Below are 14912 nucleotides of genomic sequence, written 5' to 3' on the forward strand. Positions count from 1 at the left end.
AGAGGAAACCCTGTGCGACCCCATGTGGAGCTGATCCAGGAAGACGACTACGTCTGGCACGGCGCCGAGCTGCCGGGCGGCGAGGGCCGGGCCAGCGAGCGCCGGCTCTCCGTCGACGAGGAGGACGGCTCCTCGTCGCTGCGCGTCGACTTCCACACCGACTGGGGCCGCGGCCCGGGCATCCACCACGCCGACACCGAGTACTACGTGCTCGAGGGCGAGATCGACTACGGCGGTCGCAGGATCGGCAAGGGTGGCTACGTCTACGCGCCGAAGGGCGTCCCGGCCGACTACCTCAAGGTCGCCGAGGGCACCAAGATGCTCCACTACCGCGAGTACGGCGACGCCGGCTTCGACGCCGTCGAGTCCGTGGCCGCGGCGAAGCGCTGGTCGGACGCCCGCGAAGAGATCGTCGTGATCGACTCCGAGGCGATGACGTGGGACGCGGTGCCGAACCCCGGCCCGATGCCCGGCCTGTTCATCAAGTACCTGCACGTCGACCCGGTCACCGGCTTCTACACCCGGCTCGTGCACGCCCAAGAGGGCTGGTCGGACCACCGCCTCGCGCACCACCCGTGCTACGAGGAGGCCTACACGACCCAGGGCCACATGGAGTACAACTTCGGCACCCTGGACCTGGGCACCTACTTCTTCCGCCCCGCGCGGGTGAAGCACGGCCATTTCACCACCATGGAGGGCGGCGCGACCTGGCTGCTGCGCTCCGACGGCGAGCTGAAGAACTGGTACACCCAGCGCGAGTGGGTCCGATGGGGCGGCGACGGCGTCAACTACACGCCCGACGGCCTCGACGAGGAGCCGCACGAGCCGGCCCGCTGGTCGTCGTCCACCCACGACCTCGCCACCCCGTGGCGGTCGGAGGAGGACATGAGGCAGATGAACGCCGCCTGGCAGTTCCAGATCGACCAGGGACAGCACAACTCCCCGGTCAAGCACCAGGGCCAGGGCGCGGACCCGTCGATCATCGCGATCATGAAGGCGATGGACGCCGCCAACCTGCAGGGCGGCCACGGTGACGGCCACTCGCACGACCACGACCACGACCACGGCCACGACCATGCGCACCACTCCCCCGAGCTGGACTGGGGCTGGTCGGGTCGCGACGTCGAGCACCGCGACGAGCGCACCGGCCCGCACGCCCACAACTGGGGCACCCGCGTCGACTGGAAGGACGGCGACCCGATCCCCGCCCCGATCATCTCGTCGCTGCCCGTCCGCAGCCGCTCGCGCGGCCGCTGGGACGGCGACGGCATGTGATGGAGGCGGTCCACGGGTTCAACGGGCACAGCCTCGCGGTCTTCCTGCACATCGTCCTGTTCGCCTACTGGCTGGGCGGGGACGTGGGGGTCTACTACGCGAGCCGCTACATCCTGAGGTCCGACCTCGGTCCGGAGGCACGGGCGGTGTCGACGAAGATCATGCACGGCGTGGACATCGCGCCTCGAGTCTCGCTGGTGCTGTTCCTTCCCAGCGGGATCACGCTGATGGCCGCCGGTCCGCTCGGCGACGCGTTCTTCGTCAAGGGCTGGCTGCTGGTCCTGGTCTGGGTGTGCGGCCTCGCCTGGCTGGCGGTGTCGCTGATCGACTACCGCGGCGGAGACACGCCGATCGCGGGGTTCTCGCAGAAGGCGGACCTGCTGGTGCGGTACGCGCTGTCCATCGGGCTGGTGGCGGTGGCGATCTACACGATGGTCGCGACCGATCCGTTCGGCGTCGACACCAACCCGAAGTGGCTGGGCGCCAAGGTCGCGGCGTACGGGCTGTGCATCTTCTGCGGGGTGATGATCCGCCGGCAGCTGGTGCCCTTCGGCCCGGCGTTCGGCAAGCTGGTGACCGCGGGGTCGACGCCCGAGGTCGAGAAGGCGATCCTCGGATCGATCCGGCGCTGCGAGCCCTGGGTCTACGGGATCTGGACCCTGGTGCTGGTCGCCGCGCTGCTGGGTGTGGTGAAGCCGGGCTCGACGGCGTTCTGACCGTCGTCCGGCGCTGCGGCGGGGAGGGTGACGGTGAACGCCGTCCCCTCGCCCAGCCGCGAGCGGACGTCGACGCGCCCGCCGTGCCGCTCGGCCACCGACGCCACGATCGCGAGCCCGAGGCCGGTGCCCGGCTCGCGGAGCGCGTCGGGGTTGCTGGTGCGGAAGAACGCCTGGAAGAGGCCGCGCTGGTCCACCTCGGAGATGCCGAGCCCGTCGTCCTCCACGAGCAGCGCCACGGTGTTGCCCCGTCGGGCGGCCTCGATCGAGATGCGGCCGCCGGGCAGCGTGTACTTCACGGCGTTGCTCACCAGGTTGCCGAGCAGCCGGTCGAGCTCGGTCGGGTCGCCGAGCACGACGATGTCGTCGCGCAGGTCGACGTCGAGCGTCAGGCCCTGGCCGCGGGCGGCCGACTCGACGAGCGCGACGACGTCGCGGACGACGGAGCGCAGGTCCACGGGCACCCGCTCGAGCGGGTGCTGCGGGTTGCTGACGCGGGCCAGCAGCAGCAGGTCGTCGACCACCCGAGCCATCCGGGTCGTCCCCCGCGTCATGGCCGCGTGGTAGCGGTCGGCGGTCGGTGAGAGGTCCAGGGTGCCGAGCATCTCGAGGTTGCCGGCGATCACGGTGAGCGGCGTACGCAGCTCGTGCGAGAGCGTCGCGATCAGCTGGCTGCGGTAGTCGTCGACCTGCTGCAGCTCGCGCACGAGCTTGCGCTCGCTCTCCAGGGCGCGGGCCGTCATCAGCGCAGCCCCGAGGTCGTGGCCGATCTCCAGGGCGGCGGTGCACTCGACCGCCGACCAGGGCGGGTCCCCCGCGAAGCGGGAGAGCGCCAGGAAGCCCACGCACTCGCTCCCCGCGCCGAGCGGCACCGCCAGCGCGTGCGTCACCTCGAGCGCGGCCAGCTCCCGATGCACCTCGTCAGGCAGCTCCGGCGACTCGCCGACGGTCAGGACGAGCGCACGCTGCTCGTTCCACAAGGTCGGCGCGAGGTCGTGCGCGAGGTCGACGAGCGAGCCGGAGAGCTCGAGCCGGTCGCCGCCGCCGGTGCGGGCGTAGCCGACTCCCGACTGGCCCAGCAGCTGGATCCAGGAGCCCCCGGCTCCGAAACCCTCAACGAGCGGCTGCCGCGTGTGCCGCAGCACCGCCGCCAGCGAGGCGTGGGCCGGCATCGAGGCGCTGCGGACCAGGCGTCGCGCGGCCTCGGCATGGGCGACCTGCTGCACCAGCGCCTCGCGCTCGTACGTCGTCAGGAGGGCGCGCTCGGCCTGCGCGGCGTACCGCTCCAGCAGGCGGCGCTGCCGGGTGTCCGGTCGCCGGCCGTCGGACGGGCGGTCGACCGAGAGGATGCCGACGACGGCGCCGTCGTCGTTGGTGAGCACGGCCAGGAGGCCGTCGGCCGGCCGCCACGCGTCGGCGTGGTCGGTCGGCACCTGCTCGACCTCGACCCAGCGCCCCTCGAGCCCGGCGATCGCCTCGGCCGTGACGAACCGCAGCCGCTCGCCCCAGGCCTCGGCCCGGCTGAGGATGGGCTCGATCACGGAGACCGGGTCGCTCTCCTCGACGTACTCGCGATGCTCCTCCGGACCGGTGTAGGCCAGCGTGACGAGCCGGTCGCCGATGACGACCGACAGCGCGGCCACCTCGAACCCGACCATCTCCGCCACCGACTCCACCATCAGCTGCAGCACGGCGCGCGCCGAGGAGTCCGACCAGGCCTGCTGGTCGGACGTGCTGGCTCCGTCTGGCACCACGGTCCGCAACCTATGTCATCGGGATTGGGATGCCGGACATATCGGCACCCCGTCGCGTGGGCTGAGGTGCGCGTGGAGAGACCTCGAGCTCGGGCTATGGCGGTGGCCTGTGGTTGGCCGCCTGCAGGCAGCAAAGCGGGCAGGGGCAGCTTCCACCGGCGGACGTCGAGCGGAGTTCTCGATCCACCAGGTGAATCAGAATCTCCGCCGGAACATCCGCGCGCCCGACCGCAGGTCGGCGTCCTCCCGACAGGCGCCGAACAAATGGCGCCCGGGAGGACGGCGACACTCACCCAGCAGAGCGACCCAGCCGCGCGCCCAGCAACCGGCCGAGGGTGAGGGCGGGCGTGAGCAGCATGCCGGAGCAGAAGCTGTTGCCGCAGGTGGCGCCGGCGCCGATGACCTCGCCGACGGCGTACAGGCCGGGGATGGTCGAGCCGGACACCGAGCGGACGGCGCAGGTGGCGTCGATGTCGAGGCCCTGGAAGGTGACGAGCGTGATCGCGTGGTTGCGGATCGCGTAGAAGGGTGGTGTGGCGATCGGCGAGGGCAGGTGGCGGCGGCCGTGCTCCGGGTCGGTCTGGGCGGAGACGAACGCGTTGTAGCGGGAGACGGTCGACACGAGACCGGGCGTGGAGATGCCGGCGAGGGCGGCGAGCTCGGCCAGGGTCGGGGCGGCGTGCACACCCGGGCGGGCGTTGGCCATCGCGCGGACCTCGTCGGGCTCGCGACCGACGACCATCGCGGCCGGGCCGACGGCGGCAGCGAGTGCGGCGTCGTCGAAGACGGTCCAGAACGTCTGGTCGGGGATGCCGACGAGCGCGCGCTCCTTGGCGTCGATGGAGGGCTCGTCCTCGGCGACCCAGCGGCGGCCGTCGCGGTCGACGTAGATCTCGACCGGTGGGCGCTCGGAGGTGAGGACCTGCCGGTCGGCCCAGTTCGCCCGCATCGGCGACGCCGGATCGGGGAGCCCTCCGAACGACGGGAGGTGGGTGCCGGCGCCCTGCAGCGCGGCGCCGACCGACTGGCCGAGCAGCAGCCCGTCACCCGTGGAGGTGCGGGCTGCGGCGGAGACCAGCGGGGCACCCTCGAGCTCGGCGAAGAGCTCGGGCTCCGCGCCGTACCCGCCCGTCGCGAGTACGACGGACGGCGCGCGGAGCTCGACCTCGGCCCCGTCGCGATAGACCTCGACCCCGACGACGACGCCCCCGTCGAGCACCAGGCCGGTGACCGGCGTCCGGGTCCACACCTCGACCGACGAGTCGTCCAGCGCCGACTCCAGGACCGCGAGGATCGAGGCGCCCTCGTCGGTGCCGTAGTAGGTGCGCGCGGTGCGGTAGGGCTCGTGGCCGTGCACGATGCGGGGCGTCTCGGCCGCGAACGCGAAGCCGCGCGCGGCCAGCCACTCGATCGTGTCCGGCGCGTGGGCGGCGACGAGCGCGATCAGGTCGTCGCGGGCAGTGCCGCGGCTGATCCGCCGGATGTCGTCGAGGTGGGCCTCGGGCGAGTCCTCGATCCCCCGCTCACGCTGCCGCGTCGTGCCGCCCGCGGCGAGGTGGCCGCCGCTCAGGTGCAGGGTGCCGCCGATCCGGTCGTCCTTCTCCACGACCAGCACCCGGGCGCCGAGCGAGGCGGCCTCCAGCGCGACGCTGAGGCCGGCCGGGCCGGCACCGACGACGAGGACGTCGTACTCCCACGACAGCACCTCTAGATCATATATGATCGCTGGCGATGTCCTCCTCCACCGCGAACCACGGCCCCCTCTCCGGCCTCCGGGTCGTCGATGCCTCGACGATCCTCGCCGGACCGCTGGCCTGCCAGATCCTCGGCGACTTCGGCGCCGAGGTGATCAAGGTCGAGCACCCGAAGGCCGGCGACGGGATGCGGGGCCACGGCCCGTCCGTCGACGGCACGCCGATCTGGTGGTCGGAGATCAGCCGCAACAAGCGCACGGTCGCGCTCAGCCTCTCCAGCCCGGAGGGCGCCGAGGTCCTCCGGCGCCTGGTCGCCACCGCCGACGTGCTGGTGGAGAACTTCCGCCCCGGCACCCTGGAGCGCTGGGGCCTCTCCCCCGAGCACCTCCTCGAGCTCAACCCGCGCCTGGTGGTCGCGCGCATCACCGGGTTCGGCCAGACCGGCCCGTACGCCGCGCGCGCGGGCTTCGGCACGCTCGCCGAGGCGATGAGCGGCTTCGCGCACCTCACCGGGCAGGCCGACGGCCCGCCGACGCTGCCGGCGTTCGGCCTCGCCGACTCCATCGCCGGCATCGCCGCGAGCTCGGCGATCTCGATGGCGCTCTACGAGCGTGAGCGCAGCGGCACGGGCCAGGTCATCGACCTCAGCCTGCTCGAGCCGATCATGGCCGCGGTCGGCCCCGGCCCGTCCGTCTACGGCCTCACCGGCCAGGTCGGCCAGCGGCACGGCAACCGCTCCACCAACAACAGCCCGCGCAACGCCTACGAGACCGAGGACGGCCACTGGGTCGCGATCTCGACCAGCGCCCAGGCGATCGCCGAGCGGGTGCTGACCCTGGTGGGGCACCCCGAGGTGATCGACGAGCCGTGGTTCGCGTCCGGGCACACCCGGGCACAGCACGCCGACCAGCTCGACGGGTACGTCGGCGACTGGATCGGCGAGCGCACCCGCGCCGAGGTGGTCGCGGCGTTCACCGAGGCCGGCGCCGCCGTCGCCCCCGTCTACAGCGCGCAGGACCTCGTCGAGGACGAGCACGTCCGGGCGACGCAGATGCTCACGCCGGTCGACGACCCGGCGCTCGGCGAGGTGCTGCAGCACAACGTGATGTGGCGGATGTCCGAGACCCCGGGCGGGATCCGCTTCCCCGGCCGCGCGATCGGCGCCGACACCGACGCGGTGCTCACGGAGCTCGGCCTCTCCCCCGACGACATCAGCAAGCTCCGCGAGGAGGAAGTGATCCGATGACCACCCAGGCCCTCCTCGACGCCGTCGCCGGCGGCGTCCGCGTCGTCGACCTCGGCCGCCGCCTGACGGTCGGGATGCCGCAGTCGCCCAACCACCCGGCGTACTGGCACGCCCACCCGCGCCGCCACGGCGACATGGTGCGCGCCGACGGCGGCTCGGCGGCCAACGACATGATCTCGATGGGCACCCACGTCGGCACCCACATCGACGCGCTCTCCCACGTCTCCCAGGACGGCCGGATGCACGACGGGCTCGGCATGGTCGAGCTCGGCGTCCACACGATCGAGCCCATGGTCCGGCGCGGCGTGCTGCTCGACGTGCCCGAGACGCTGGGGGTCGAGCGGCTCGAGGCCGGCCAGGAGGTCACCGTCGCCGACCTCGAGGCGACCCTGGAGAAGCAGAGCATCGCGATCGGCGCCGGCGACGTCGTGCTCGTCCGCTCGGGCTGGGGCCAGCACTTCGACGCCGGCGACGGGGACACCTTCCGCGGCCTGAGCACCGGCGTGCCCGGTGTCGGCGAGGCCGGCGCGACCTGGCTCGCGGCCCGGAGCGTGCACGCCGTCGGCGCCGACACCATCGCGTTCGAGCGGCTCGCCCCGGGCGCCGGCCACGGCCTGCTGCCCGCCCACCGGGTGCTGCTCGTGGAGCACGGCATCTACATCGTGGAGACGATGGCGCTGGAGGAGCTGGCCGCCGCCGGGATCCACGAGTTCGTCTTCGTGCTCTCGCCGCTGCCGCTCTTCGGCGCCACCGGCTCCCCCGTCCGCCCGCTCGCCGTGGTGGGCAGATGAGCACGCTCGCCGAGCAGCTCGGCGACTTCGCGACCGAGAGCGCGAAGAACGGCGTCCCCGACGACGTCGCCGCGTCGGTCCAGCAGCGGGTCCTCGACGTCCTCGGCCTGTGCGTCGCGGCCCACCGGCTGCCGACCAGCGCCGCCGCGGTCGCGCACGTGCTCGACCAGGGCGGTCACCAGCAGGCGACCGCCGTCGGCCTGACGACGAAGGTGACCGCCGCCCAGGCGGCCTTCGCCAACGGCGTGCTCGCCCACTCCCTCGACTACGACGACACCCACCTGCCGTCGGTGCTGCACCCGAGCGCCAGCGTCGTGCCGGCCGCGCTCGCCGCGGCCGAGCACGTCGGCGCCACCGGCGAGCAGGTCGTGCGCGCCATCGCGGTCGGGCTGGAGGTCGCCGTACGCCTCGGCATGGCGGGGTACGACGAGCAGCTCGGCAACTCGGTCTTCTTCGAGCACGGCCAGCACGCCACGTCGATCACCGGCGCGATGGGCTCCGCGGTCGCCGCGTCGCTGCTCTACGGCAGCGACCCCGTCCACGCGCTCGGCCTGACGGCCTCGATGGCGTCGGGCGTCATCGAGGCCAACCGCACCGGCGGCACCGTCAAGCGCCTGCACTGCGGCCTCGCGGCGCAGGCCGGCGTGACCGCCGCCCAGCTCGTGGGCCGCGGCTTCACCGGCCCGCCGACCGTGCTCGAGGGCCGCTTCGGCTTCTTCGAGGCGTGGCTGCACGGCCAGTTCTTCCCGACGGCCGTCACCGACGGCCTCGGCACCGCGTGGTCGGTACCCGGCATCTTCTTCAAGCCCTACCCGGCCAACCACTTCACCCACACCACGGTCGATGCCGGACGCGCCTTCCGCGAGCGCGGCGTCACGCCGGAGCAGGTCGCGTCGGTCGTCGTCGGCGTGGCCGGCGCGACCGCGCGCACGATCGGCGAGCCGATCGAGGTGAAGCGGGCGCCCGAGACCGGCTACCAGGCCCAGTTCTCGGGACCGTTCGCCTTCGCCGCCGGGCTGCTCGGCGGTGGCGGCCTCGGCACCGGCCTGGACGACTACACCGACGCGCTCGCCCAGGACGCGGGCCGTCGAGCCCTGATGGCGAAGGTCGCCGTCGTCGCCGATGCCGAGTGCGACGCGATCTATCCCTTCCAGTTCCCGGCGGTGGTCACCCTCACCACGACCGCGGGAGACGTGCTCGTCGAGAAGGTGCTGACCAACCGCGGCGGGCCCGCCCGGCCACTGAGCGACGACGAGCTCACCACCAAGTTCCGCGACAACGTCGCCGGCCGGCTCGACGACGCCGCCGCGGACGCCGTACGGCGGGCCGCTGCCGACCTGCGCCACGCCGCCGACGTCACCACCCTGCTGTCCCCGTTGAGCAAGGAGTTCCGCGCATGAGCGACCTCGACCTGATCATCACCAACGTCTCGGTCGTCGTGCCGGGAGAGGCAGAGCCGCAACCCCTGGACATCGGCGTGAAGGCCGGCCGCATCGCGCGGCTCGAGGCCGACCTCGACCCGGCCGTCGCCGAGCAGGTCGTCGACGCCGGCGGCAAGGTGGCGTTCCCGGGCGTCGTCGACGCCCACCAGCACTGGGGCATCTACAACCCGCTGTCCGAGGACGCGGTCAGCGAGAGCCGCGCGTCCGCCCAGGGCGGCGTGACGACGGCGCTGACCTACATGCGCACCGGGCAGTACTACCTCAACAAGGGCGGACCGTACGCCGAGTTCTTCCCCGAGGTGCTCGAGCTGACCGACGGCCGCGCGCACGTCGACTACGCCTTCCACCTCGCGCCGATGAGCCAGGGGCACATCGCGGAGATCCCGGACCTCGTCGCCGAGCACGGCGTCACGTCGTTCAAGATCTTCATGTTCTACGGCGGCCACGGCCTGCACGGCCGCAGCACCGACCAGAGCTCCTTCCTGATGACCCCCGAGGGCGAGCGCTACGACTACGCGCACTTCGAGTTCGTGATGCGCGGCGTCCAGGAGGCGCGCCAGAAGTTCCCGGAGATCGCCGACCAGATCTCGCTGTCGCTCCACTGCGAGACCGCCGAGATCATGACGGCGTACACGAAGCTCGTCGAGGAGGACGGCACGCTGACCGGGCTGCCGGCCTACTCCGCCTCGCGGCCCCCGCACTCCGAGGGCCTCGCCGTCACCATCGCGGCGTACCTCGCGCACGAGACCGAGCTGCCGACGATCAACCTGCTGCACCTCACCTCGCGCAAGGCCGTCGAGGCGGCGCTGCTGATGGCGGACGCGTTCCCGCACATCGACTTCCGGCGCGAGGTCACCGTCGGGCACCTGCTCGCCGACTGCGACACCGCGCACGGCGTCGGCGGCAAGGTGAACCCGCCGCTGCGGCCGCGCGAGGACGTCGAGGCGCTGTGGTCCTACCTCATCGACGGCAAGATCGACTGGGTCGTCTCCGACCACGCCTGCTGCAAGGAGGAGCTGAAGTTCGGCGAGCCCCAGGACGACGTGTTCCTGGCCAAGTCCGGCTTCGGCGGCGCGGAGTACCTCCTCGCCGGCATGGTCTCCGAGGGCTCGCGCCGCGGCGTCCCGCTGGGCCGGATCGCCGAGCTCACCGCGACCAACCCCGCGCGCCGCTACGGCCTCGGCGCCTCGAAGGGCTCGCTCGAGCTCGGCAAGGACGCCGACATCGCGCTCGTCGACACCACCGTCACCTGGACCGTGCGCGCCGAGGACTCCGAGTCGACCCAGGAGTACACGCCCTTCGAGGGCGCCGAGCTCACCGCGAAGGTCACGGACACGTTCGTCCGCGGCCACCGGGTGATGACCGACGGCGTGGTCGGCGGCGAGCCCGTCGGCCGCTACCTGCGCCGCCCGACTGCCTGACCGCCGTCAGCCAGTCCCCCGTGCGACGCGTCGCCGGTCGGCCCACTGCACACCGGCCGGCGGCGCGTCATCCAGCCTCGTCGTTCACCGTCGAGTGACGCGGTTTGGCCCTCAGAACCCCATCCTGGGGGCCAATCCACGTCACTCGACGGTCTCGACGACGAGGTGCACGATCTGGTGCGGCGAGGTCACCACGGCCGCGCAGGTCGCCCCGAACGGCGCCAGGTCGACCTCGACCGGCTCCGCGGCCGACGCGCCCGGATGGGCGAGGGCGCGACGGCGTACGGCGTCCAGGTCGGTCGTCGTGACCACGACGCCGACCAGCCCGCGCCGGTCGAGCCCGCCGCGGCCCAGCAGCGAGCCGCCCGCCGACGCGGGCAGGCCGTAGTCGACGAGGTTGAGGTAGGGCTGGTCGCGGGCCGGACCGACCGTCGACGACCGCACCCGCAGCCGCTCGGCGGAGCCGACCATGGCACTGAAGGACGGGTCGTCGAAGGAGTACTCGTAGACGACGTCCCAGCCGAGGACGTCCGCACAGAAGGCGAGCGACGGCGCCGCGTCGCCGAGGGGCAGCGAGATGCTGCACACCTCGCTCACGATCCGGTCGCGCACCTGCGCGAAGCCGGTGAAGAAGTCGCGTGGCCCGCTGAGCAGCGCGGTCACCGTGCCGTCCGGGCCGGCCAGGTGCGCCTCGCGGAATGAGCCCTCGGCCAGCTCGTAGGCCGCCTCCGACGCCTCGACCTCGTAGCCCAGGCCGCGGGCGTGCGCGACGGCGGCGTCGAGGTCGGGCGCATAGAAGTCGACGACCCGGAGCGCGTCGCGGTCGAGGCGGGTCGCCTCGTCGCGCACGGCATACGCCGGCGGCGGGTCGGTCCGCAGCACCAGGGCGCCGGCCCACACGCCCGGCGTCCGCAGCGCGACGACCTCACCACCGAGCGCCGAGGTGCGCCCGGCCTCGACCATGCCGAACACCGCGGCCAGCCGGGCGACGTGCTCGGCGAGGACCGAGGTCGAGAAGAGTGGTCCGAAGAGACGCGGCACGTATATATCATCGCATCATGACCGTCGTCGGCGCCGCCGTCCCGTCCATCGCGCTCGCCCGGGTCCCGGACGGCGCACCGCGGCCGGAGGACTTCGTACTCGTCGACCTGCCCCGCGAGGAGGTCGCCGACGGCCAGGTGCGGGTGCGCGTGCTCACGCTGTCGCTCGACCCCTACCAGCGCTCGACACTCGGTGGCCGCCACCTCGGGGACGCCCCGGTGGGGCCCGGCGGGCTGGTGCCGGGTCGCGCGGTCGGCGAGGTCGTCGAGTCGCGCTCCCCCGAGGTGGCGGTCGGGTCCACCGTGCTGGCCGAGACCGGCTGGCGGGCCGAGGCGGTGGTGCCGGCCACGGCCGTCGTCCCGGTCGTGGTGCCGCCCGGCGTCCCTCTCTCCGCCGCGCTCGGCGCCCTGGGCATGCCGGGCCTCACGGCGTACGCCGCCCACGAGCGGCACCTGCGGCCGCAGGCCGGCGCGACCGTCGTGGTCGGGGCGGGCACCGGCGGCGTGGGCGCGGTCGCCGGACAGCTGGCCCGGCTCGCCGGCGCTCGCGCGGTCGCCGTCGTCGGGTCCGAGGAGAAGGCGGCGATCGCCACCGATCGGCTCGGGTACGACGAGGCGGTGCTGCGCGGACCCGGCCTCGACGGCGCACTGGCCGAGGCCTGCCCGGACGGCATCGACGGCTACCTGCACCTCGGCGACCAGGCCACGCTCGACGTGGTGATGGAGCGGCTGGCCGTCGGCGCGCGGGTCTCGCTGTGCGGGCTGATGGACCAGTACAACGGCGCCGCCCCGACCCGGCTGCGCGCGGGAGCGGTGATGGCGGCCCGTGCCGAGGTCCACGGGATGGTCGTCCACGACCACCACGACCTGGCACTCGATCACGCGACCCGGGTCGCCGCCCTGCTCGCCTCGGGCGAGCTCGTGACGGTCGAGGACCGGTGCACCGGCCTGGCCGACGCACCTGCGGCGTTCGCCCGGCTGATGAGCGGGACGAACGTCGGCAAGGTGCTCGTCGACCTCTGACCTGGCTCCCCCGGGCTGCGCGCAGCACAGCGCCCCGGCCCTCCTGCCGGAGGACCGGGGCGCTGCTGCGTGATCAGGCGATCAGCAGACCGCGGCCTTGGCGGCCGCGGCGGCCGCGACCGCCGCCTTCGCCGACTTCAGCGCCTTGGCGGACTTGGCCGCCCTCGACTTCGCAGCCTTGAGCGCCTTCTTGGCCTTGGCGATCTTCGCCTTGTTCTTCGACTTCGCGGCCTTCTTGGCGGCAGCGGTGGCCTTCTTGACCGCCGCCTTCGCCTTCTTGTCCGCGGAGGTCGCCTTGGTCAGCGCCGCCGTGGCCGTGGCCAGGTCGGCCGTGGCCGGGGCACACGCCGGGTTGACGATGGTGACGGCCTGGGCGCCCGAGGTCGAGCCCGCGTAGGAGAGCGCATTGGTCGGCACGAAGGTCGCCGTGTAGCTGTGCGCACCGATCGCGACGTTCGCCAGGTCCAGCTTGGCCGCACCGGCGGCGAGCGTGACCTTTCCGAGGGAGGTCGCGCCGTCCTTGAACTCGACGGTGCCGGCCACGGCCGGGGTCACAGCCGCCGCGAGCTTGACCGCGTTGCCGGTCGCCGTCGCCGTCAGCGCCGTGGTGGTCGCCGCCGGGGCGGCCGTCGGCACGCAGTTGATGACGTTGTCAGCGCCCATCGCGGTGATCGTGATCGTCGCACCCGTGATGTCGATGGCGTCGGGAGCGAGGATCGACCCGGACCGCGTACCGGTCAGGGCCGGGAACGTGAACTGGGAGTTGCCGGGCTTCGGGGTCGCGTACGTCTCCGAGCCGGTCAGCGTCACCGGGGTCGAGGCAGCCGCCGCGGGCGCCGCGGCCGGCGTGGCGACGTTCGCCTGGAGGTCCACCTTCAACGTGGAGACGGTGACGAAGGCCGGCATGCCCGGCGCGAAGGTCCTCGCGAGGTTGCCGGCCAGCTTCGAGCCGTGGGCGTTCACGCTGAGCTCGGCGGGGTAGGCGATGCCGAAGTCCTGGAAGACGCAGGTCAGACCCTGGGTGTCGGTCACGGTCTTGGCCGGGATCGCGGTGCAGGTCATGTTCTGCGGGATGGGCGTGGCGGCCGGGTTGGTCTTCACCCACATCGTCACGGCGACCGTGCTGATGCTGAAGCTCCCGAGGTCGGCGGTCGCCGTGCGGGTGCCCGCGACGGTCGGCAGCGTGATCGGCGGGTTGCCGGTCCGCGTCGCCGCGTAGGTCGTGCTCCCGGTGAGGGAGACGGCGTCGCCGTCGACGGTCGCGTTGACGGTGGCGTCGGCGCCGACCACGGTGAGGAACGTCGGCATGCCGGTCGGCGGGATGTCACTGAGGGTCGCCGAGACGGCGGTGCCGTCGACGGTGAGCGCGACCTGGGCGGGGTACTGGATGGTGAAGGTGCTGAACGCACACGCCATCGGCACGGTCACCGTGTTGCTGGTGGGCGCGGCCTGAGCCGGCGCCATGGACGCGGGGGCTACGAGAGCTCCTGCCGCGACAGCGCCGGCGACCAGGCCGGAAAGCTTGCGAAAACGCATGAAGTTCCTCCTCGGACGGCCCCACCCCCAACGGTGTGGCCTGCATCTCATCGCGAGAATATACGATATGTATTCGACCACCAGAGATTTCGCGAAACCCACAGGGACACGTTCAGGTCTCGATCTCGTCATCGGCGGGTCAATGGAGCCGCTCGGCGCTCAGAGGCCGTAGCGGGCGAGCTTGTCCTCCTTGCCGCCCTTCATGAACTTCCTCATCATCCGGCCGGTGGTGAGCCAGGCGATCTCGTCGCCGTTCTTGGTCGAGGCGAGCATCCGGTCGACGAGGTACGGCGCGACGTCGTCCACGTGGTCGCTGAGGATGTTGACCATCTTGCGCTGACTCTGGACCGACTCGGGGCTGGTCGCGGCCTCGCGCAGCCAGCCGTCGGTGATGAGGATGCCCGGGCGGACCTGCCCGACGCGCACCGACGTGCCCTCGACCTCCTTGACCAGCGCCTTGGTGAACATGTCGAGGCCGCGCTTGGTCGAGGAGTAGACGCCCATGCCGGGGCGGACGGAGCCGTCGCTGCCGCCGCCGAGGACGTTGAAGACCTGGCCACCGCCTCCCGCGCTCATGCCGCGCACGGCGACCTGCGCGCCGTTGATCGTGCCGACCATGTTGGTCGACACCATCGTGGCGACCTCGTCGGGCGTCGTCTCGACGATGGTGCGCATCGTGTAGGCGACGCCGGCGTTGTTGATCCAGAGGTCGACCGAGCCGAGCTCGGCGACGCCGAGGTCCCAGAGCGCCTGCACCTCGGCCGCGTCGGAGACGTCGGCCGGTCGGCCGACGACGCGGGCACCGGCGGTCGCCGCGGGCTGGAGCCTCCCGACCGCCTCGTCGACGGCCTCGTGCGTGCGGCCCGAGACGACGACGTGGTGGCCGCGTGACAGCAGCTCGCGCGCGAGCGCGAAGCCGATGCCCTTGGTGCTGCCAGTGACGACTGCGTTGGTCATGCGTGTTCTCCTCGGAT

The 14912-nt window shown here is 72.7% G+C and carries 12 protein-coding genes; 7 read left to right on the forward strand and 5 right to left on the reverse strand.

Translation table 11 applies throughout. The features are described 5' to 3' along the window. Window positions 1-12 precede the first annotated feature (12 nt). The gene (locus HZF07_RS07545) at window positions 13-1275 is read left to right on the forward strand and encodes a DUF4437 domain-containing protein (RefSeq protein WP_181644914.1); all 1263 of its coding nucleotides are present in this window, start codon (window positions 13-15) and stop codon (window positions 1273-1275) included. Beyond that, a complete protein-coding gene (locus HZF07_RS07550) occupies window positions 1275-1991 on the forward strand; it encodes a hypothetical protein (protein ID WP_157340618.1) in 717 nt (238 codons plus the stop codon). The genes HZF07_RS07545 and HZF07_RS07550 overlap by 1 nt, the downstream gene beginning before the upstream one ends. Here the strand turns inward: HZF07_RS07550 and HZF07_RS24345 are convergent. After that, window positions 1919-3745: a sensor histidine kinase gene (locus tag HZF07_RS24345; protein ID WP_157340620.1), complete on the reverse strand. Its 1827-nt coding sequence runs from the start codon at window positions 3743-3745 to the stop codon at window positions 1919-1921. The two genes, HZF07_RS07550 and HZF07_RS24345, sit on opposite strands and share 73 nt — an antisense overlap. A 289-nt stretch (window positions 3746-4034) precedes the next feature. Continuing rightward, complete coding sequence (locus HZF07_RS07560) at window positions 4035-5450, reverse strand: FAD-dependent oxidoreductase (protein ID WP_181644915.1); 1416 nt, start codon at window positions 5448-5450, stop codon at window positions 4035-4037. Between the two features lie 26 nt (window positions 5451-5476). On the opposite strand from HZF07_RS07560, the gene HZF07_RS07565 reads away from it, so the two are divergent. From HZF07_RS07565 to HZF07_RS07580, 4 genes are read left to right on the forward strand one after another with little or no spacing between them, the layout of a single operon-like run. Continuing rightward, window positions 5477-6685: a CaiB/BaiF CoA transferase family protein gene (locus HZF07_RS07565; RefSeq protein WP_157340622.1), complete on the forward strand. Its 1209-nt coding sequence runs from the start codon at window positions 5477-5479 to the stop codon at window positions 6683-6685. Then, a complete protein-coding gene (locus HZF07_RS07570; RefSeq protein ID WP_157340624.1) occupies window positions 6682-7476 on the forward strand; it encodes a cyclase family protein in 795 nt (264 codons plus the stop codon). The genes HZF07_RS07565 and HZF07_RS07570 overlap by 4 nt, the downstream gene beginning before the upstream one ends. Next, window positions 7473-8876, forward strand: a complete 1404-nt coding sequence (locus HZF07_RS07575; protein WP_157340626.1) for an MmgE/PrpD family protein — start codon at window positions 7473-7475, stop codon at window positions 8874-8876. The genes HZF07_RS07570 and HZF07_RS07575 overlap by 4 nt, the downstream gene beginning before the upstream one ends. Further along, window positions 8873-10339 (forward strand): dihydroorotase, encoded by a 1467-nt coding sequence (locus HZF07_RS07580; protein ID WP_157340628.1) that lies wholly within the window; start codon window positions 8873-8875, stop codon window positions 10337-10339. Before HZF07_RS07575 ends, HZF07_RS07580 begins: the two co-directional genes overlap by 4 nt. Before the next feature lie 141 nt (window positions 10340-10480). Here HZF07_RS07580 and HZF07_RS07585 read toward each other — a convergent pair whose 3' ends face one another. Further along, entirely contained in the window at window positions 10481-11380 is a 900-nt protein-coding gene (locus tag HZF07_RS07585; RefSeq protein WP_181644916.1) for a VOC family protein, read from the reverse strand. Between the two features lie 17 nt (window positions 11381-11397). On the opposite strand from HZF07_RS07585, the gene HZF07_RS07590 reads away from it, so the two are divergent. Further along, on the forward strand, window positions 11398-12402 hold the full coding sequence (locus HZF07_RS07590) for an MDR family NADP-dependent oxidoreductase (RefSeq protein WP_181644917.1): 1005 nt from the start codon (window positions 11398-11400) through the stop codon (window positions 12400-12402). Between the two features lie 81 nt (window positions 12403-12483). Here HZF07_RS07590 and HZF07_RS07595 read toward each other — a convergent pair whose 3' ends face one another. Next, on the reverse strand, window positions 12484-13866 hold the full coding sequence (locus HZF07_RS07595; protein ID WP_198346350.1) for an Ig-like domain repeat protein: 1383 nt from the start codon (window positions 13864-13866) through the stop codon (window positions 12484-12486). A 231-nt stretch (window positions 13867-14097) separates the two neighbouring features. Further along, window positions 14098-14895: an SDR family oxidoreductase gene (locus tag HZF07_RS07600; protein WP_157340634.1), complete on the reverse strand. Its 798-nt coding sequence runs from the start codon at window positions 14893-14895 to the stop codon at window positions 14098-14100. Window positions 14896-14912: the final 17 nt, after the last annotated feature.

The sequence above is a fragment of the Nocardioides agri genome (genome assembly GCF_013778305.1).
Lineage (GTDB): Bacteria > Actinomycetota > Actinomycetes > Propionibacteriales > Nocardioidaceae > Nocardioides > Nocardioides agri.

Coding starts and splice junctions, on each gene's coding strand:
- HZF07_RS07550 (WP_157340618.1), top strand. CDS start 1,275: ATGGAGGCGGTCCACGGGTTCAACGGGCACAGCCTCGCGGTCTTCCTG.
- HZF07_RS07580 (WP_157340628.1), top strand. CDS start 8,873: ATGAGCGACCTCGACCTGATCATCACCAACGTCTCGGTCGTCGTGCCG.
- HZF07_RS07600 (WP_157340634.1), bottom strand. CDS start 14,895: ATGACCAACGCAGTCGTCACTGGCAGCACCAAGGGCATCGGCTTCGCG.
- HZF07_RS07575 (WP_157340626.1), top strand. CDS start 7,473: ATGAGCACGCTCGCCGAGCAGCTCGGCGACTTCGCGACCGAGAGCGCG.
- HZF07_RS07565 (WP_157340622.1), top strand. CDS start 5,477: ATGTCCTCCTCCACCGCGAACCACGGCCCCCTCTCCGGCCTCCGGGTC.
- HZF07_RS07590 (WP_181644917.1), top strand. CDS start 11,398: ATGACCGTCGTCGGCGCCGCCGTCCCGTCCATCGCGCTCGCCCGGGTC.
- HZF07_RS07570 (WP_157340624.1), top strand. CDS start 6,682: ATGACCACCCAGGCCCTCCTCGACGCCGTCGCCGGCGGCGTCCGCGTC.
- HZF07_RS07595 (WP_198346350.1), bottom strand. CDS start 13,866: ATGGCGCCGGCTCAGGCCGCGCCCACCAGCAACACGGTGACCGTGCCG.